Source organism: Citrobacter sp. CK191 (assembly GCF_030333435.1).
GTDB classification, from domain to species: Bacteria; Pseudomonadota; Gammaproteobacteria; order Enterobacterales; family Enterobacteriaceae; genus Citrobacter_B; species Citrobacter_B koseri.
The window spans coordinates 15,932-35,860 of the sequence record NZ_JAOWFX010000028.1 but is presented as its reverse complement, the minus strand read 5'-3'; the positions used below and the strand labels follow the sequence as shown (position 1 = coordinate 35,860).

The window sequence follows — 19,929 nt, the reverse complement described above, 5'->3', positions numbered from 1 at the left end:
TCAGCGTTTTCCTTGAGTAGCCGCGATCATCGGCAAGTTCAGCCCTTGTTCTGCGGCGCATTCAACCGCAATCTCATACCCGGCGTCAGCATGACGCATCACGCCTGTCGCCGGATCGTTATGCAGCACTCTGGCGATACGCGCCGCCGCTTCATCGGTGCCGTCGCAGACAATCACCATTCCGGCATGTTGCGAGAACCCCATGCCGACGCCGCCGCCATGATGCAGCGAAACCCAGGTCGCACCGCTGGCGGTATTGAGCAGCGCGTTCAGTAACGGCCAGTCGGATACCGCATCAGAACCGTCGCGCATCGCTTCCGTTTCCCGGTTTGGACTGGCGACAGAGCCGGAATCCAGATGGTCGCGACCAATGACGATCGGCGCGGAGACCTCTCCACGGCGTACCATTTCGTTAAACGCCAGACCCAGTTTTTGCCGCCACGCCAGCCCCACCCAGCAAATACGCGCCGGTAAGCCCTGGAAGTTAATACGTTCGCGCGCCATATCCAGCCAGTGATGCAGATGTTTGTCATCCGCCACAATCTCTTTGACTTTGGCATCGGTTTTATAAATATCTTCTGGATCGCCGGAAAGCGCCACCCAACGGAATGGGCCGATCCCCCGACAGAAAAGCGGGCGGATATAGGCCGGAACGAACCCAGGAAAATCAAAGGCGTTCTCTACGCCCATCTCTTTCGCCATCTGGCGGATATTGTTGCCGTAATCAAAGGTCGGGACGCCCATTTCACTGAACGCCAGCATCGCCTGTACGTGCTTCGCCATTGAGCGTTTCGCCGCCTGTACCGTGCCCTGTGGATCTGACGCCGCTTTCGCCTGATACTCCTCCCAACGCCAGCCAGAGGGCAAATAACCGTGCAGCGGATCGTGCGCGCTGGTCTGGTCGGTCACCAGATCCGGGCGAACGCCGCGTTTTACCAGTTCCGGCACGACGTCCGCCGCGTTGGCGCACAGCGCAACGGAGACGGCTTTACCTTCGCGGGTATATTTTTCAATTCGCGCCAGCGCGTCGTCCAGCGAGGTGGCCTGTTCATCAACATAGCGAGTACGCAGACGGAAATCGATACGGCTTTGCTGGCATTCGATATTCAGCGAGCACGCCCCCGCCAGCGTCGCGGCCAGCGGCTGTGCGCCGCCCATACCGCCAAGCCCGGCGGTCAGCACCCAGCGCCCGGACAAATTCCCCTGATAGTGCTGCCGTCCTGCTTCAACAAAGGTTTCATAGGTACCCTGCACGATGCCCTGACTGCCGATGTAGATCCAGCTTCCGGCGGTCATCTGGCCGTACATCGCCAGCCCTTTGGCGTCCAGCTCATTGAAATGTTCCCAGGTCGCCCAGTGCGGCACCAGGTTGGAGTTAGCGATCAGGACACGCGGCGCGTTTTCGTGGGTCTTAAACACGCCGACCGGTTTACCGGACTGCACCAGCAGGGTTTCATCGGCCTCCAGTTTGGTCAGCGCATTGATGATGGCGTCATAGCACTCCCAGTCGCGCGCCGCGCGGCCAATGCCGCCATAAACCACCAGTTCATGCGGATTCTCGGCAACATCGGGATCGAGGTTGTTCATTAACATGCGCAGCGGCGCTTCGGTTAACCAGCTTTTTGCCGTCAGGGTTGTTCCCCTCGGGGCGCGGATATCCTGCTGACGATACTTGCTTTGAGGCATGACACCAGACTCCTTACGATGATCGGACAGATAGGTAACATATACTTGTCTATACAACTTGTCGCAAGGCTGATTTTAACAACTGAGATACATTTTTGTTATATTGCGTCAGCAATCACGCTTTTTATCGCGCCGTCATTCAGGACATAAAATGGCCCTGCAACCGGTAGCGAGAACCGGGAAAAAGCAGGCGAGCGTGAGAAACAATGTGCGACGCAGACCAGGTGCGCCGATGAATTAACAGGCAGGGATCGTGCTCCTTAATGTTCAGCAGCGCGCACTCTTCCGCCGTGGCGCGCACGGCTTCCACAATGTGCTCCCCTTCCGTTAGCGGGGCGATCAGCGACAGGTATGCATGAGGCGTGGTCTGGCTGTAATCCTGCGCCAGATAATCCGGTACAACGCCGGCATTCACACAGCGATCCTCAATCTGCACCGGCAGATCGTTTTCATAGTGCACCATCACCGAATGAAAAATCAGCGTGCCTTCACGCACATTCAGGGCCGTGGCCTGAAGCGCATTCGCCTGCGTCTGTTCCAGCGTCAGCACCTCACAGCGGTGCTGATGGTGACGGGCGGCGATTTCATCGGCAATGCTGCGAATTTCAAACAGTGCGGACTGCCCTTTCGGTTCCGCCACAAATGTGCCGACGCCCTGTAAACGCACCAGCAGCCCTTCATCCGTTAATTCCCGCAACGCCCGGTTGATTGTCATCCGGCTGAAGCCAAATTGCGCCACCAGTTCCGCTTCCGAGGGAATACGGTCATGCGGGCGCCAGACGCCGCTGGCGATGTTGTCGCTGATCGTCTGTTTGACCTTTTCATAGAAAGGCACAGGGGCAGAACGGGATGGGAGCATGCGTAAGCCTTCCTTAAGCGTATGATTTTATTTGCCGGATGGCATTATCCGGCCTGTAACGCGATTTTGTGCCGGACAAACATCGCGATTAACGCCACCCGTGTGCGATTTGCCAGCCGAGGCGTGCCGCAACACGCGCGGCGTTGCCATCATCGTCAAAGCGCGGATTAAATTCAACCATATCCACCGCCTGTAGCTTACCGCTGCGACAAACGGCATCGACAAGCCGCATCACCGTCGCCAACGGCACACCGAGCGCTGCGGGCGCAGACACTGCGGGCATCTCCCAGGCGGGCAGCACATCAAGATCGATGGTCAGGTAGATCTTATCCACGCTGTCGATAACCTGCGCCAACGGCGCCTGAGCGGTATCACAATCCACGTCTTCTACGATGGTCACTCCGCGTTGTTGCGCCTCATCCCATAACGCCTGCGTATTTGCCGCCCGACTGACGCCAAAGCAGGCGTAATGAAACTCACGCTGTTGTTCATCGCATAATTGCGCCAACTGGCGAAACGGCGTACCGGAGGTGGCGTGGTCAGCCCGACGCAGATCCAGATGCGCATCAAGATTAATAATGCCGACTCTGGCATGCGGGAACGCATCAAGCAGCCCCGCGCCATGCCCAAACGCCGTTTCATGTCCGCCGCCTAGCACAAACGTGCGCATATCCGCCTGCTGGCAGCGCCGTACCGCATCGCGAAGCGCCTGCTGCGCGCCTTCCAGATCGGGGGCTTGCGCAATAATGTTGCCTAAATCCACCAGCCGATCGTGGCCGTGGTGAGAGGCCAGGTTCGCCAGCGCCCGGCGCAGGGCATCCGGCGCGCCAGCGGCGCCAGGCCGCCCCTGGTTTCGCTTCACGCCTTCGTCACAGGCAAAGCCGAGCAAGGCGATTTTTTCACGATACATTTCGGGAGAAAACGTCGGGCTGCGCGTCACCGTCTGAAAGAGACGCAGCGCGTTAGCCGCCTCGGCGCTGTCATCACGCCCCTGCCAGAGCGTGGGAGATGCGGGTTGCCATTGCGTCATGTTACTTCTCCTCTGAATACACGGTGACAGAGCGGGTTGCGCCCCGGTTCATAAAGGATTTCAACCGGAAGCTCAGCGTCCCATACGGCAAAGTCAGCGACATATCCCGCTTTCAATTGCCCATGCGTCGTCTGCCGACCCAGCGCGCGCGCAGCATGCCGCGTCACGCCCGCCCACGCCTCTTCCGGCGTTAAGCCAAACTGTACGCAGGCCATGTTCATCGCCAGATGCAAACTGATAAACGGACTGGTGCCGGGGTTAAAGTCCGTAGCAACCGCCATTGGCACGCCATAGTGGCGGAGCAACGCCACCGGCGGGCGCTGCGTCTCTTTGAGGAAATAAAACGCCCCCGGCAGCAGAACGCCCACGGTGCCGCTGCGACTCATCGCCGCCACGCCAGCCTCATCCAGATACTCAATATGGTCGGCGGATAACCCCTGATAACGACTCACCAGTTGCGCGCCCCCCAGCAAGGAGAGCTGCTCAACGTGCCCTTTTACCGGAATGCCCAACGCCTGAGCGGCCTGAAATACCCGCTCACTCTGCGCCAGGTTAAACCCCACGCTTTCACAGAAAAGATCCACCGACTCAAACAGCCCTTTTGCCCATAATCCGGGCAGAATACTTTCGCAAACCAGCGTGATATAGCCGTCGGGATCGTCACGGTATTCTGCTGGCGTCGCGTGTGCCGCCAGCAGGGTAGGACTGATTTCCACCCTGTTTTCATGCGCCAGCGCAGCGGCAACGCGCAACATTTTCTCTTCCGTGGCGAAATTCAGGCCATAGCCGGATTTCACCTCCAGCAACGTAACGCCTTCTTGCAGCAATCGCGCCATCCGCGCGCGCGCAACAGTTAAAAGTTCATCTTCAGAGGCCGTCCGGGTCGCGGCGACGGTCGCGTTGATACCGCCGCCCTGCGCGCTGATCTGCTGGTACGACACGCCGTTAAGCCGCTGCTCCCACTCCCCGGCGCGCGTGCCGCCAAAAATCAGGTGGGTGTGACAGTCAATCAATCCGGGCGTGACCAGTCGGCCTTGCAGATCCACGGTATTGCGGTGCGCGGCGTTGAGCGACGACGCAGGCACAATATCCAGAATCCGGCCCTGGCGGACGACAAGCGCATGATCGTCCACCATCCCATAAGGGCTACCGCGTTCAGTATCCATCGTCGCCAGTCGGCCATTCCGCCAGATCGTGTCATCAGGTAAAAGTTGCGCCATTGGGTTCATCACTTGTCATGGGTTGTCTATACATTTATTTTTTATTCTGCCGGGGTTGTCAATCTTACAGGCCATGAATGTTATTTATTTGTGATGTACTTGCCTGGAACATCGGGTGCGCGGCGTCTAAAAAAGAACTTTTTACCTTTTCACCTTCCCGTTTCGCTCAACTTAGTATAAAAAAGCAGGCTTCAATGGAATTAATTTAACTTTCAAAGCCCGGAGCAACCTGTGAACACATTTTCGGTTTCCCGTCTGGCGCTGGCACTGGCTTTTGGCGTGACGCTGACCGCCTGTAGCTCTACGCCGCCCGATCAAATCCCATCCGATCAGACCGCGCCAGGCACCTCCTCGCGTCCGATCCTGTCGGCGAACGAAGCGCAAAATTTCGTTGCTGCACACTATTTCTCGTCACTGACGCCGAATACGGCGCCGTGGACGCCTTCCGCCATTACGCTGCCTGCGCAACCTGACTTCGTTGTCGGCCCGGCTGGCACGCCAGGCGTGACGCACACCACCATTCAGGCGGCGGTAGATGCAGCAATTACGCAGCGCAGCAGCAAGCGTCTGTACATCGCCATTATGCCGGGCGAGTATCAGGGAACCGTGTATATCCCGGCGGCGCCTGGCAGCCTGACGCTGTACGGCACGGGCGAGAACGCGATTGATGTGAAAATCGGCCAGGCGATTGACGGCGAAATGAGCACGACCGACTGGCGTCGTTCAGTGAACCCGGGCGGTAAATACATGCCGGGCAAACCTGCGTGGTATATGTTTGATAACTGCCAGAGCAAACGCGGCGCCAGCATTGGCGTGATGTGTTCTGCGGTAGTCTGGTCACAGAATGACGGCTTGCAGTTACAAAATCTGACCATCGAAAACAATCTCGGTGACAGCGTTGACGCCGGCAACCATCCGGCAGTGGCCTTACGCACTGACGGCGACAAAGTGCAGATTAATAAAGTGAACATTCTGGGTCGCCAGAATACCTTCTTCGTGACCAACAGCGGCGTGCAGAACCGTCTGCAAAACGATCGCCAACCACGCACGCTGGTGACGAACAGTTACATTGAAGGGGATGTGGATATGGTTTCCGGTCGCGGCGCAGTGGTGTTCGATAACACCGATTTCCGTGTGGTGAACTCCCGTACCCAGCAGGAAGCGTATGTTTTCGCTCCGGCAACGCTGTCGAATATTTATTACGGTTTCCTCGCCACCAACAGCCGCTTTACCGCCGCAGGTGATGGCGTCGCGCAACTAGGTCGTTCGCTGGATGTGGATGCCAACACCAACGGTCAGGTCGTTATCCGCGATAGCGTGATTAACGAAGGGTTCAATATGGCGAAACCGTGGGCTGACGCCGTTATCTCCAAACGTCCTTTTGCCGGGAATACTGGCGCGAAGGATGATAAAGACGAGGTACAGCGTAACCTGAACGACACGAACTTTAACCGGATGTGGGAATACAACAACCGGGGTTTAGGCAGTAAAGTGGTTGCCGAACCGAAGCAATAATATCTGCTGACGATTATTCTTCAGGCCAGATAAAAGAGAAAAGGTCGTCACGCCGGGCGTGACGACCTTTTTTTACATCTGACGGTTTTTATTGAAATTAATCAGACTTCCCGCTTTGATAATTTCACGTTCCTCGGCGGTCAGGCTTTCCAGATACAGACTGATTTCCGTGATTTCATCGTCATGAATCACATAGCCTTTTAAGGTGGTTGCGCATTGATCCAGCGCCGTACGGACGCCAGGAATGTAAATATAATCCCCGACGTCAAACCCAGGCTCACCCGCCATTTGCAGCGGCAACATTCCCCAGTTGATCACATTCGAACGGTAGCGTTTCGTCGCATACTCCTGAGCTATATTCGCCAGACCGCCAATCACGCGCTGACAGCTTGCCGCCTGTTCACGCGCGGAACCGTCTCCCGGCTTAACGGCATAAATCATGCTGCCAATCCCGGTGGCTAACGGATCGGTGTTTTCCTGGCCCGCAATCGTGCGAATACGGGCAAAGACCGGCTCCAGCTCACTCACCTCGCCTGCCAGACGCTGTTTTTCCAGCGTCGCGGTTGCTTTGCTTCGGCCAACATAGTCTGGATCGCGGCGTGACAGGGTGAACTCCGCCAGACCAACCGGGTTTGAGCGGAAAGACGAGGTCTCCCCGGACGGGATCAGCTCATCCGTCGTTGTGACTTCATCAAGAATTTTTGACGCCACCTTGAGCAGAATATTTTCCGTCAGCGCCCCCAGCGCCGGCCAGTCTTTGATATTCGGGCCATAGATGAGCGATTGCTGCGTCGCCCCTTTAACAAAACCCTGATAGACACGGTTTTTGTACGGAGTGGGATCAAACGCATAGTCAGGAACGTTTTCCCAGCAGTCCAGTTCAGCGGCGGATGTCAGATAGCCCCCATTTATTGCCGTCGCCGCAATAGAACGCGCATCCATCAGCGCAACCGCGGACATTTGACCATTACCCGGTTTCGAACCTTCACGGTTCGGGAAGTTACGGGTGGTGTGGCGAATGCTCAGCCCGTTGTTAACGGGCGTATCGCCAGCGCCAAAGCATGGGCCGCAGAAAGCGGTTCTGATGATTGCGCCCGCGCCAGTTAAATCGGCCACCACGCCTTTTTTCGCCAGATCCATAAATACAGGCTGTGAAGAGGGGTAAACCGCGAGTGAGAACGTCTCGTTACCACACGATTTACCGCGCAACGCATTCGCCGCCGCAATGACGTTCTCATAGTTACCGCCTGAGCATCCGGCAATAATTCCCTGCTGCACCTTTAATCTCCCCTTCTCAACTTTATCCAGCAGCGAGATTTTGGCTTTCCCACGGGCAATGCGCGCAGACTCAATTTCTACCTGGTGCAGAATATCCGTCAAATTCTCATTTAATGTGTCGATTTCATACACATTGCTCGGATGGAAAGGTAGCGCGATCATCGGTTTAATTGTGCTCAAATCAACATAAATACAGCCATCGTACCAGGCCATTGGCTGCGGATTCAGCTGTCGATAGTCCGGTTCACGGCCATGTAACGCCAGCCAGCTACGGGTTTCATCATCCGTTTGCCACACCGAACTCAGGCAGGTCGTCTCCGTGGTCATGACATCAACACTGTTACGGAAGTCCGTGGACATTGCGCTAATGCCCGGCCCCACAAATTCCATGACCTTATTTTTGACATAGCCATTTTTAAATACGGCGCCAATGATGGCTAACGCCACATCCTGCGGGCCAACGCCTGGCGCCAGTTTTCCCGTCAGATATACCGCCACGACGCCCGGATAATCGATATCCCAGCTATCATTCAACAGTTGTTTGACGAGTTCACCTCCGCCCTCCCCTACGGCCATCGTCCCCAGCGCGCCATAGCGCGTGTGGCTGTCTGAGCCTAAAATCATTTTTCCACCGCCCGCCATCATCTCACGCATATATTGGTGGATGACCGCAATATGGGGCGGCACATAAATACCGCCATAGCGCTGCGCGGCGGAGAGTCCAAAAAGATGATCATCGCCATTAATGGTTCCACCAACGGCGCATAATGAGTTATGACAGTTTGTGAGAACATAAGGTAATGGAAAACGCGCCATCCCGGACGCTTTTGCGGTCTGAATTATGCCTACATAGGTAATATCGTGGGAGGTTAACGAATCAAACTTGATTTTAAGTTTATCCATATTTCCTGACGTATTATGAGACGCAAAAATGGACCATGCTATGGTGCCTTTTTGGGCTTCCTCTTTTTGTACATTACCGCAATACTGTTCTTCTGCAATTATCTCATTGTTACCGGAGAGATAAATCCCTTTGTCATATAACTTAATCATTCATTACTCCACATTGCCGTGCATGTTTCCATGCACGGACAACAGACCATGTCATTAATAATAAAAATGAACGCTGACGGTTGATTACAGCATGTTCCAGTCAATCAACATGTTCCACCACCAGATACCAATCGTGATATGTACCAGGAACGTTAAGATGGTCAGAACCGCGCCGACGAGCCACCAGGACTTAATATCGTTATAACCGACCCCGAAAATAACCGGGCCAGCGGCACCGCCATAGTGCGTGACCATTCCGCCATAAGAGTTGGAGAATAATAAGGCCAGCGCGGTTAGCATTAATGGCGCGCCAGAGACATTCGCCAGCATGGCGAATACCGGCATCATCGCCACAATATAAGCGCTACCGGAGGCAAAGAAATAACGGACAATAATACTCAGGAACAAAATGACGAAGAACGCCACGTTACCATGATTATCAAAAGAGAGATTGTTTTTAAACAGTTCAGCCAGCCAGTCAAAAAACTTCACTTTCGATAATAAAGAGCTTAAGCCAATGATACCGCCGTACCAGATTAATGTATTCCAGCCGCCCTTATTTTTAACGACATCATCCCAGCTCACCACGCCCAGTAACAACATCGCGCCCATCACCACAATCGCAACGGTTGATTCATCCACGCCAAGCTGTTTACTGAAAATCCAGCCTGACAGCGCGAGGACAAAAATACCCAGCAGTAATTTCTCACGGCCTTTCATTGGCCCGAGATCCTGAAGCCCGGCTTTCGCGATCGTCTTATTATCAACCTTTTTAATTTCCGGTGGGTACATGGTATAAATCACCAGCGGCGTCACCAGTAACATAATGATACCCGGCACCATTGCTGCCAGCGCCCATCCCCCCCAGCTTAATTGCAGATGGCAAATATCGTTGATCATTTTCAGCGCCAGTATGTTCCCTGCCATTGCGGTAAAAAACATATAACTGGTCGTTTTCGTGACCATATACACGGACATCATTAAGTAATGACCGACACGACGGGGGCTTTTTTCAGGCTCTGAACCCAGCGCGACGGCCACACTGTTGATGATAGGTAAAACAATGCCGCCTGCGCGCGCCGTGTTTGACGGCGTTGCCGGAGAGAGAACCAGATCGAGAAAAACCGTAACGTAGCCCAGCCCCAGCGTGGTATTCCCAATCTTACCAATCAGAATATACGCAATGCGTTTGCCCAGGCCAGTAGTGACAAACGCGGCGCTTAACGTAAACGCAGAAAATACCAGCCACGTCGTTCCAGAGGCATAACCGCTGAGCACGCTGGTCGTTTTAAACGCCCCTTCACTTAAATTTCCGACCACGACCATCGATGCCGCGACGGCAATCAATAATACGACGGGTTCAGGAAACGGTTTTATCACCAGCCCCACGATTGCCGCAAGATAGATGCCAAAGAGAACCCAGGCGAGTTCACTCAGACCGGCTGGCGCAGGAATTAAGCCAATAATACACGGGATCGCTAATATAATAATTAGCTTCCATATAGATTTTTTATTCATTTTTTTGCACCCTGATTTATCTGTATTCGTTATACAGAAAAGGCATTGTTTGATTTTCCTTAATCACAGCGAAATGAGATCAACATCATTCAGGAATATAAACTTCACCTGCAAAAATCTTTCTTGCTGTGCGAATAACAGAAGCGCGTATTGAAGAAGGCTCATTACCTTCATTTGTTAAATGAATATCAAGGCACCCGCCCGGATGTTCGATATTTATATCGCCATAGTCCGTCAATTGCGTCATCCGGTGGGCGACCGTCCCGTCTGTCGCACAGCTACTGGCAAGCGCGATAGCACCAGTAATCGCCAGCGCCTTATGGCAGGAGTGCGGCATAAAATAGCGCACATTGATCGTCCCACCCCGTCTGGCCGGGGAAATAAGCACCGGTTTAGGAATAACCATATTGCTGACGTCGCCTAACCCCATCGCTTTACCCGCCTGCAAACGGATGGATTCAATGCGGCGCAATAATTCAGTATCGGCATCAAGTTCCGCAGGGGATTCATAACCCGTTTTACCGATATCTTCGGCAGCGATGATGACCACCGGCATCGCCATATCAATACAGGTGACGGCAACGGAATCAAAATGATCGACACGATGACCGGTCGGGAAAATTTGCCCGGTTTTGGCGCCAGCAGCGTTCAAAAACGTGAGTGCCACGGGCGCAGCCGTTCCCGGTACGCCATCGATTTTTGCCTGGCCTTCGTACTCAACGGCGCCGTCCGGCGTCTGCACGTCCGCTTCGATATACGTATTTGTATTTACATTACGTATACGCACGCGCGTGACGGGCGGCGTAGTCTCAATTAAGCCATGTTCAATCGCAAATGCGCCTACCGCGGAAAGCATATTTCCACAGTTCGGCGTGGTATCAACGCGGTGTTCATGTACCAGAACCTGAGCAAATAAATAGTCGATATCTGCTTTCGAGTCATCCGAACGACGGATAATGGCCACTTTACTGGTCAACGGATTACCGCCGCCAATGCCATCTATTTCCAGCTCATTCCCCGATCCCATAATTGCTATCAATATGGCATCGCGCCGCTGTCTCTCCTCAGGAAGGTGTTCTGCTAATAAAAACGCCCCTCTGGATGTTCCCCCTCGCATCAACGTGCAGGGAATTTTTTTCATAACATTGCCCTCAATTAAAAAACATTAGCGTTAATGAGGACATGGTTGCACGCGCAGAATAGAGAGGCTAATGACTTTAAATTTATGATTGATAATTTATTTGCATTAATCAAGACGGATAATTTACATATAAACTACGTTTTTCTCTCCTGGGGCAGCAAATCAGGGAATCCCTGGATTCTATTTTCTGGAGTTATGATGAAACACGAATTATCAAGTATGAAGGCATTTGTCACACTGGCAGAGGCAGGATCATTTAACAAAGCCGCTAAATTACTTAACATTACGCAACCTGCATTAACTCGCAGAATAAAAAAGATGGAAGATGATTTACATACCCTGCTTTTTGAGAGAACAACACGTAAAGTAGAATTAACAAAAGCGGGGAGGATGCTGTTACCGGAAGCCAGAGAATTAATAAGAAAACTGGATGAAGCTCTTTTTAATGTTCGCGAAATGAATGCTTATCACCACGGCACGATCACATTGTCCTGTATTCCGACCGCTGTTTTCTATTTTCTACCCCTTGCTATCGGAAAATTTAATGAGTTGTACCCCAATATCAAAATACGAATTCTTGAAAAAGGTACGAACAACTGCATGGAATCGGTGTTGGGTAACGAAGCTGATTTCGGCATAAATATGAACAGCATCACAAATTCTGCTATTGACTTCACCCCGCTGGTGAATGAACCGTTTGTTCTGGCCTGTCGACGAAACCATCCCTTAGCCAGTAAGCAACTGGTCGAATGGCAGGAGTTGGTGGGCTACAAATTGATTGGCGTGCGGTCATCCAGCGGTAACAGGCTGCTTATTGAGCACAATCTGGCGGATAAACCCTGGAAGCTGGACTGGTTTTACGAGGTTCGTCATTTATCGACCTCGCTTGGCCTGGTTGAGGCCGGGCTGGGTATTTCTGCGCTGCCGGGGCTGGCAATGCCTCAGACAGTGCATCCCACGCTTATCGGGATCCCGTTGATCGAACCCGTTATCAGACGCACGTTAGGGATTATCCGGCGCAAGGACGCCGTTCTCTCTCCTCCGGCAGAGCGTTTTTTCTCTCTGCTTTTAAATGTCTGGGCTGATGATAAAGACACGCTGTGGACGCCTTTTGCTGAACCACAGCGGCAACAATAACGCCGTATCCGGCCGACGGCCCGGTAAGCGAGCGCCACCGGGCACAACGTCACGGAATATTAATACGCGTTAACCACGACCCACATTGGCCCCTGGCCTACCGCATAACGGCCTTTCTCCGTCAACAGCCCCTGCTCACTGGCAATGGCATACACCGCAATATGGTGTGACTTCTGCCCGGCGGCAATCAGGTACTTACCGCTATGATCGACGTTAAAGCCGCGCGGCTGCGTTTCGGTCGGCTGGAAGCCCTCTTTCGTCAGTACGCTGCCGTCTTCAGAAACGCTAAAAACGGTAATCAGGCTGGCGGTACGGTCGCAGGCATACAGATGACGGCCATCCGGCGTAATATGGATATCCGCCGCCCAACGCGTGTCAGAAAAATCGGCAGGCATCATATCCAGCGTCTGCACGCATTCAATATTGCCGTGCGGATCTTTCAGCTCCCAGACATCAACAGAGCTGTTCAGTTCATTCACGCAGTAGGCATATTGCTGGTTCGGGTGGAACGCCATATGGCGCGGCCCGGCCCCCTCAACGGTGGTGACTTCCGCCGGTTCCTGGGCGACCAGTTTGCCGTCGTCGCTGAGCGTAAACAGGCAAATGCGATCCTGCTTCAGCGCAGGCACCCACAGCGTCCGGTTATCCGGCGAGATATTCGCTGAGTGGCACCCTTCCAGCCCTTCAACGACATCCACCACGCCAGCCGGCAGGCCATCATCCAGACGGGTCACGCTGACGTTACCGGCATTGTACGAGCCAACAAACACAAAACGGCCCTGATGATCGGTAGAGATATGGGTTGGGCTACCCGGCAGAGCGGACTCCGCCGCGAAGGTCAGCGCGCCGTCATCCGGCGCAATACGGTAAGCCAGCACGCGGAACTCAGGACGGACGCCAACATAGAGATAGCGCTTATCAGGGCTGACCACCATCGGCTGAACCTGCCCCGGCACATCAACCACCTGCACCAGCTTCAGCGAGCCGTCATGATTCAGGCTCCAGACGTGAATTTGCTGACTCTCAGGGCTGGCGGTATAAACGGTTTGCTTCATGACTACTCCTTCCTTATGGCAACTGTCTGCAATTGCGGAATACAGCTTAACGTAGACGCTTTTAACGGTGAATGCTGAATTAACGCTCAGAATTTTGTCCGGCCAACCGTCTCGGTGTACCATTCCCACAGGCAAAATTCTCAACCTTAATCTGGAACTCCCTATGACCGCTCGTGTGATTGCCCTGGATTTAGACGGCACCTTACTGACGCCGAAAAAAACATTGCTCCCCTCCTCGCTTGAGGCGCTCTCTCGCGCCAGAGAGGCAGGCTACCAACTTATCATCGTCACTGGCCGTCATCACGTTGCGATTCATCCTTTTTATCAGGCACTGGCGCTGGATACACCTGCAATTTGCTGTAATGGCACTTACTTGTATGATTATCAAGCAAAAAATGTTCTTGAGGCCGATCCGCTGCCTGTCGATCAGGCATTGCAATTGATTGATCTGCTGGATACGCATCAGATTCACGGTCTGATGTACGTTGATGACGCGATGGTTTATGAACGCCCGACCGGCCATGTGATCCGTACCGCTAACTGGGCGCAGACGCTGCCGCCGGAACAGCGCCCGACCTTTACTCAGGTGCCGTCGCTGGCACAGTCGGCACGCGACGTCAACGCCGTCTGGAAATTCGCGCTGACCGATGAAAATCTGCCAAAACTGCAACAGTTCGTGCAGCAGGTTGAGCATCAGCTGGGTCTGGAGTGCGAATGGTCCTGGCACGATCAGGTGGATATCGCGCGTAAAGGGAACAGCAAAGGGAAGCGCCTTACCCAGTGGATTGAAGCGCAGGGCTGGTCGATGGAGAATGTGGTGGCGTTTGGCGATAACTACAATGATATCAGTATGCTGGAAGCGGCAGGCACCGGCGTCGCGATGGGCAATGCTGACGACGCGGTGAAAACGCGGGCGAATATCGTGATCGGCGATAACACCACGGACAGCATTGCGAAGTTTATTTATACCCACCTGCTGTAATCAGGCGGTAATTGAAACACTCTTGATTTGCGCGTACAGCCACAGGCCAGGTTTGATGCCCAGCTCATCCCTGGCCCACGGGCTGATTCTCGCCCACAGCGTTTTCCCGCCGACTTCAAGCTGGACTTCCACCTGCCCGTTATCGTCATAACAGTTTGCCACTTTTGCCCGCAGGATATTACGGATACTGGTTTGCATCGGTGGTTGTAATACCAGCGACACGTCCGAGGCCTGAATACGAATACGCAGCACGGTTTGCAGCGGCTCTTCCAGTTTGTTGACCCACAGGTGCTGATCGCCCAGCGCCAGCGCGGTCATTGCATAATGCGGATGATGCTCCAGCACGCTCACTTTCAGGATGCTGCTCTGCTGCTCTTTCGGCAGCCACGGGTGCATCACACTGCTGCCCCAGACCTCTTCCAGCGCGCCAAACGCTTTCACCTGCCCGTTTTCCAGCACCATGACTCTGTCCGCCAGATGTAAAATCTCGTCCAGCGAGTGGCTGACGTACAGCAGGGGGATATTAATTTCGCGCGCCAGGCGTTGCAGATACGGCAGCAGTTCGCGTTTGCGCGGAATATCCAGCGAAGCCAGCGGCTCATCAAGCAACAGTAGCTCCGGCGCGGTCAGCAACGCGCGGCCAATCGCCACACGCTGTTTTTCCCCGCCGGAAAGGCTGCCAGGCAAACGCTCCAGCAAAGGTTCGATACCGAGCAGATCCACCAGCTTGTCGAACTGTCCGGCCATGCTTTTCGCCATGCCATAGCGCAGATTGCCACGCACTTTGTAATGCGGAAACAGTCGGGCATCCTGGAACACATAACCGACGCGCCGTTTTTCCGGCGTCAGGCAGATGCCATTTTCAACATCATTAAGCACGCGACCATTGAGCACAATGCGCCCTTTTTGCGGGCGCGTCAGTCCGCTGATGGCATTGATCAGCGATGTTTTCCCGGCGCCGGAAACGCCAAAAATAGCGGTGATCCCATTGGCAGGTAGCGTTTCATTGAGCGTCAGACAGTGGGTGCCCAGCGTCTGGGAGAAATTGAGTTCCAGCATGTTTATCTCCCCGCGCGCTCACGGCTGATACGCGCCAGCCATTCCGAAATCAACAATGAGATCAGCGCCAGCACAATAGAAATAATGCACAATCTCGCCGCCGCGCTTTCGCCGCCAGGGGTCTGGATCAGGGTATACATCGCGGAAGGAATGGTGCGGGTTTCACCCGGAATGTTAGACACGAAAGTGATGGTAGCGCCGAACTCGCCGAGCGAACGGGCAAACGCCAGCACGGTTCCGACGATGATGCCAGGCAATGTCAGCGGTAGCGTAATGGTGAGGAAAACACGCCAGCGTCCTGCGCCCAGCGTTCTGGCGGCCTGCTCCAGCTTAATGTCGACCCCTTCAAGCGCCAGACGAATAGCGCGAACCATTAACGGGAAAGACATCACCGCCGCCGCCAGCACGGCGCCTCGCCAGCTAAAGGCAAAGGTAATGCCGAACCAGTCATAAAGCCACTGACCAATAAATCCGCGTCGGCCCATCGCGACAAGCAGCAGATAACCGACCACCACGGGCGGTAAAACCAGCGGCAGATGCAGTACGCTGTCGAGCAACGCTTTGCCTGGAAACTTGCATCGCACAAGTAACCAGGCAAAAAAGATCCCAAACGGCAGACTAAACAACACGGCCAGGGAAGAAACTTTCAGGCTCAGTAGAACGGCCTGCCATTCTGGATCAGTCAGTATCATTACTTCGTCGTAAATCCATAACGTTTAAAGATTTCGGAAGCCTGCGGTCCTTTCAGGTAGTCATAGAACGCGCTGACCGTTGCGTTTTTGTGTCCATCAACAATCGCGATCGGGTATTCCACTTTCTTATGGGAATCTTCCGGGAACGTGCCAACCACTTTCACGCCTTTGCTGGCAACGGCATCAGAACCGTAAACGATGCCCAGCGGTGCTTCGCTACGCTCCACCAGCGCCAGTGCGCCACGCACGTCTTCCGCAGGAGCCAGTTTCGGCGCCAGGGTATCCCATGCGCCCAGTTTTTGCAGCGCTTCTTTTGCATAAATGCCAGCCGGAACGTGTTCCGGGTCGCCCACCGCCAGACGACCGCCATTCAGCAGAGTCGTCCAGTTGGTTTTGCTGTCGATGGTGATGTCTTTCTGTTCACTGGCTTTTGGCGCGACCACAACCAAGCTGTTGCCAAGCAGCGTTTCACGCGTTGCGGTATCAATCGCTTTTTTGTCTACCGCGTAGTCCATCCATTTCTGGTCAGCAGAGATAAACAGATCCGCTGGTGCTCCCGCTTCAATCTGGCGAGCCAGCGTAGAAGAAGAGGCAAATGAAGAGACAACGTCAACGTTCTTCTCTTTTTTGTATTCAACCGCAATATCCTGCATTGCGTTGGTCAGCGAAGCCGCCGCGAATACGGTGATTTTCCCTTCATCCGCCAGCGCATGTCCGGCAACAGTCAGAGATAATGTTGCCCCAGCAAACAGGCGTAACCATGTACGTGCCATCTGTAACTCCTTTGAGTGTCGTTATGTAGGCGCAAATATAGCGAGAAAATAAGGTTTTTCCCAGAAGTTATTGATACCCAATTGAGGTTACGCAAAGAAAATATCGGCAGGAAAAGCAGGATCTTGAGGGGCGCTACCCAATGGATTTCGGGTTGCGCTGAGACTCACAGGCACAGCCAACAAAAATGCGGCCTGAAAGTCGAAGAAAGTAAAACGCCCGACTGAGCGGGCGTTTAAAAATCAATGGTTCTGTCTGGACTGGTCTTTCTGACCGATACCGGAGAAAATGTTGAACACTTCACCCAGACCGTAAATCAGCCCCAGAATGATGGCCATGACCACCGGAACCATGACTACGGCGAATACCAGACTTTTCAATAACTCTAACATGGTCAACTCCAGATAGGATTCTTTTGATATTCTAACTGCATAAATGAGAAAAGCACTCCCCTTTTGTGCGGTCGACTTTGCGCGGAAGCGGTTTTCCGTCACAATAACCCTTTTGCCAGGATCTTGTTATGCAGGCCGAAATCCTCCTTACACTCAAACTTCAACAAAAATTGTTTGCGGACCCCCGCCGCATTTCGCTGCTCAAGCATATCGCGCTTTCCGGCTCCATCAGCCAGGGGGCGAAAGATGCGGGCATCAGCTACAAAAGCGCCTGGGATGCCATTAACGAGATGAACCAACTCAGCGAGCAGACGCTCGTCGAGCGCGCAACGGGCGGCAAAGGCGGCGGCGGCGCGATACTGACTCGCTACGGTCAGCGCCTGATCCAGCTTTACGATTTGCTCGCCCAGATTCAGCAAAAAGCGTTCGACGTGCTGAGCGACGACGACGCCCTGCCGCTCGACAGCCTGCTGGCCGCCATTTCCCGTTTCTCTTTGCAAACCAGCGCCCGTAACCAGTGGTTCGGCACCATTACCGCGCGCGATCACGATCAGGTTCAACAGCATGTCGATGTGCTGCTGGCCGACGGCGAAACGCGACTGAAGGTCGCCATTACTGCGCAAAGCGGCGAGCGTCTTGGCCTTGATGAAGGTAAAGAAGTCCTGATCCTGCTGAAAGCGCCGTGGGTTGGCATTACCCAGGACGAGGCGATTGCCCGGGCTGCCGACAACCAGCTTCAGGGAACCATCAGCCATATTGAACGCGGCGCCGAGCAGTGCGAAGTCCTCATGACATTACCTGACGGCCAGACGTTATGCGCCACCCTGCCTGTTGAAGAGACCGCCACGCTGGAAGAAGGTGCTAACGTGACGGCATATTTTAATGCTGACAGAGTGATTATCGCTACGTTGTGCTAAGTGCATTGACATCTGTTCTTTGAACACGTATCCCTGTCATTCATCGCTGCAAAAAATGGGATACAAAATGTCATCATTGCATATTTCGCAAGGTACGTTTCGCCTGAGCGACACAAAAACACTTCAGTTAAGTGCGCTGACGTTGCAGGCGGGGGATAGCTGGGCTTTTGTCGGCACCAATGGAAGCGGGAAATCGGCGCTGGCCCGCGCGCTGGCGGGAGAACTGACGCTACTGAAAGGCGAGCGCCAGTCTCAGTTCGCGCGCGTCACCCGCCTCTCATTCGAACAGTTGCAAAAACTGGTCAGCGATGAATGGCAGCGCAATAACACCGACCTGCTCAGCCCTGGCGAAGACGACACCGGACGTACTACGGCAGAAATCATTCAGGATGAGGTGAGCGATCCCGCCCGCTGTGCCGAACTGGCGCAGCAGTTTGGCATTTCTTCTCTGCTCGACAGACGTTTTAAATACCTTTCTACGGGCGAAACGCGCAAAACGCTGCTTTGTCAGGCGCTGATGTCAGAACCGGATTTATTAATCCTCGATGAACCGTTTGACGGGCTGGATGTCGCCTCCCGCCAGCAACTGGCGGATCTTCTCGCCACGCTGCACCAGTCGGGCTACACGCTGGTGCTGGTGTTAAACCGCTTCGATGAGATCCCCGAATTCGTTCAGTATGCGGGAGTCCTTGCCGACTGTACGTTAACGGAAACGGGGGAAAAAGCGGATTTGCTCCAGCGGGCGCTGATTGCCCAACTCGCGCATAGCGAACGACTGGAAGGCGTACAGTTGCCCGAACCGGATGAACCTTCTGCCCGTCACGCCCTGCCGGACGGCGCGGCGCGCATTATTCTCAACGATGGCGTCGTCTCCTATAACGACCGCCCTATTCTTAATCATCTGAGCTGGCAGGTGAATCCGGGTGAACACTGGCAGATTGTCGGGCCTAACGGCGCGGGAAAATCCACCCTGCTAAGTTTAATCACCGGCGACCATCCGCAGGGATACAGCAACGACCTGACGCTGTTTGGCCGCCGTCGCGGGAGTGGTGAAACAATCTGGGATATCAAAAAACATATCGGCTATGTCAGCAGCAGCCTGCATCTGGATTACCGCGTCAGCACCACGGTGCGTAATGTCATTCTCTCCGGTTACTTTGACTCGATTGGCATCTACCAGGCGGTTTCCGACAGGCAGCACAAGCTGGCGCAGCAATGGCTGGATATTCTGGGAATGGACAAACGCACTGCGGATGCGCCTTTCCACAGCCTGTCCTGGGGGCAACAACGGCTGGCGCTGATCGCCCGTGCGCTGGTCAAACACCCTACGCTGCTGATTCTTGATGAGCCATTACAAGGCCTGGACCCGCTGAATCGTCAACTCGTTCGCCGCTTTGTCGATGTACTGATTAGCGAGGGAGAAACGCAGTTGCTGTTTGTCTCCCATCACGCGGAAGACGCCCCAGGCTGCATTACCCATCGGCTGGAGTTTGTACCGGAAGGCGAGAGTTACCGCTATCAACAGACGACGCTGCGTTAGCGGTTCACTGGGGGCGTGCGACCACGCCCCTTTTTTCACTGCTTTTTCAGATAAAAGGCGCAATCATTCTTAAAGCATATGATT

At 54.1% G+C, this 19,929-nt stretch carries 17 protein-coding genes; 5 read left to right on the top strand and 12 right to left on the bottom strand.

The window, feature by feature from the left end:
- The 4 genes from hutU to hutI all read right to left on the bottom strand — a co-directional run bounded on the left by hutU (position 1) and on the right by hutI (position 4,795).
- The gene (gene hutU, locus OGV82_RS07420; protein ID WP_012133206.1) at positions 1-1,686 is read right to left on the bottom strand and encodes a urocanate hydratase; all 1,686 of its coding nucleotides are present in this window, start codon (positions 1,684-1,686) and stop codon (positions 1-3) included.
- Between the two features lie 139 nt (positions 1,687-1,825).
- A complete protein-coding gene (locus OGV82_RS07415) occupies positions 1,826-2,545 on the bottom strand; it encodes a histidine utilization repressor (RefSeq protein WP_012133207.1) in 720 nt (239 codons plus the stop codon).
- A gap of 88 nt (positions 2,546-2,633) precedes the next feature.
- Positions 2,634-3,575 (bottom strand): formimidoylglutamase, encoded by a 942-nt coding sequence (hutG, locus tag OGV82_RS07410; RefSeq protein ID WP_012133208.1) that lies wholly within the window; start codon positions 3,573-3,575, stop codon positions 2,634-2,636.
- A complete protein-coding gene (gene hutI, locus OGV82_RS07405; RefSeq protein ID WP_047463727.1) occupies positions 3,572-4,795 on the bottom strand; it encodes an imidazolonepropionase in 1,224 nt (407 codons plus the stop codon). The genes hutG and hutI overlap by 4 nt, the downstream gene beginning before the upstream one ends.
- A gap of 231 nt (positions 4,796-5,026) precedes the next feature.
- Between hutI and OGV82_RS07400 the strand changes: the two genes are divergently transcribed.
- Positions 5,027-6,310, top strand: coding sequence for a putative acyl-CoA thioester hydrolase (locus OGV82_RS07400; protein ID WP_012133211.1), 1,284 nt, complete (start codon positions 5,027-5,029; stop codon positions 6,308-6,310).
- Between the two features lie 72 nt (positions 6,311-6,382).
- On the opposite strand, the gene OGV82_RS07395 is transcribed toward OGV82_RS07400, so the two are convergent.
- From OGV82_RS07395 to OGV82_RS07385, 3 genes are all read right to left on the bottom strand, one after another.
- Entirely contained in the window at positions 6,383-8,641 is a 2,259-nt protein-coding gene (locus tag OGV82_RS07395; protein WP_101744302.1) for a hydratase, read from the bottom strand.
- A gap of 84 nt (positions 8,642-8,725) precedes the next feature.
- Positions 8,726-10,159 carry an anion permease gene (locus OGV82_RS07390; RefSeq protein WP_012133213.1) on the bottom strand — a complete coding sequence of 478 codons (1,434 nt, stop codon included), beginning with the start codon at positions 10,157-10,159 and terminating at the stop codon, positions 8,726-8,728.
- A gap of 85 nt (positions 10,160-10,244) precedes the next feature.
- Complete coding sequence (locus OGV82_RS07385; protein WP_047458015.1) at positions 10,245-11,300, bottom strand: 4-oxalomesaconate tautomerase; 1,056 nt, start codon at positions 11,298-11,300, stop codon at positions 10,245-10,247.
- Between the two features lie 198 nt (positions 11,301-11,498).
- Between OGV82_RS07385 and OGV82_RS07380 the strand changes: the two genes are divergently transcribed.
- Positions 11,499-12,437, top strand: a complete 939-nt coding sequence (locus OGV82_RS07380) for a LysR family transcriptional regulator (RefSeq protein WP_047458020.1) — start codon at positions 11,499-11,501, stop codon at positions 12,435-12,437.
- Positions 12,438-12,496: 59 nt separating this feature from the next.
- Here the strand turns inward: OGV82_RS07380 and pgl are convergent, their stop codons facing one another.
- Entirely contained in the window at positions 12,497-13,492 is a 996-nt protein-coding gene (pgl, locus tag OGV82_RS07375; protein ID WP_047458023.1) for a 6-phosphogluconolactonase, read from the bottom strand.
- Positions 13,493-13,655: 163 nt separating this feature from the next.
- On the opposite strand from pgl, the gene OGV82_RS07370 reads away from it, so the two are divergent.
- Positions 13,656-14,474, top strand: coding sequence for a pyridoxal phosphatase (locus OGV82_RS07370; protein ID WP_101744301.1), 819 nt, complete (start codon positions 13,656-13,658; stop codon positions 14,472-14,474).
- On the opposite strand, the gene modC is transcribed toward OGV82_RS07370, so the two are convergent.
- The 4 genes from modC to OGV82_RS07350 form a co-directional block, all read right to left on the bottom strand.
- Positions 14,475-15,533, bottom strand: a complete 1,059-nt coding sequence (modC, locus tag OGV82_RS07365; RefSeq protein ID WP_012133219.1) for a molybdenum ABC transporter ATP-binding protein ModC — start codon at positions 15,531-15,533, stop codon at positions 14,475-14,477. It abuts the gene before it with no gap.
- 2 nt (positions 15,534-15,535) lie between these two features.
- Positions 15,536-16,225, bottom strand: coding sequence for a molybdate ABC transporter permease subunit (gene modB, locus OGV82_RS07360; protein WP_047458025.1), 690 nt, complete (start codon positions 16,223-16,225; stop codon positions 15,536-15,538).
- Positions 16,225-16,998 carry a molybdate ABC transporter substrate-binding protein gene (gene modA / locus OGV82_RS07355; protein WP_012133221.1) on the bottom strand — a complete coding sequence of 258 codons (774 nt, stop codon included), beginning with the start codon at positions 16,996-16,998 and terminating at the stop codon, positions 16,225-16,227. The genes modB and modA overlap by 1 nt, the downstream gene beginning before the upstream one ends.
- Positions 16,999-17,238: 240 nt before the next feature.
- Positions 17,239-17,388: an AcrZ family multidrug efflux pump-associated protein gene (locus tag OGV82_RS07350; RefSeq protein ID WP_024130518.1), complete on the bottom strand. Its 150-nt coding sequence runs from the start codon at positions 17,386-17,388 to the stop codon at positions 17,239-17,241.
- Between the two features lie 128 nt (positions 17,389-17,516).
- On the opposite strand from OGV82_RS07350, the gene modE reads away from it, so the two are divergent.
- Positions 17,517-18,305: a molybdenum-dependent transcriptional regulator gene (modE, locus tag OGV82_RS07345; RefSeq protein ID WP_012133223.1), complete on the top strand. Its 789-nt coding sequence runs from the start codon at positions 17,517-17,519 to the stop codon at positions 18,303-18,305.
- Between the two features lie 67 nt (positions 18,306-18,372).
- Complete coding sequence (gene modF / locus OGV82_RS07340) at positions 18,373-19,845, top strand: molybdate ABC transporter ATP-binding protein ModF (protein ID WP_047458028.1); 1,473 nt, start codon at positions 18,373-18,375, stop codon at positions 19,843-19,845.
- Positions 19,846-19,929: the final 84 nt, after the last annotated feature.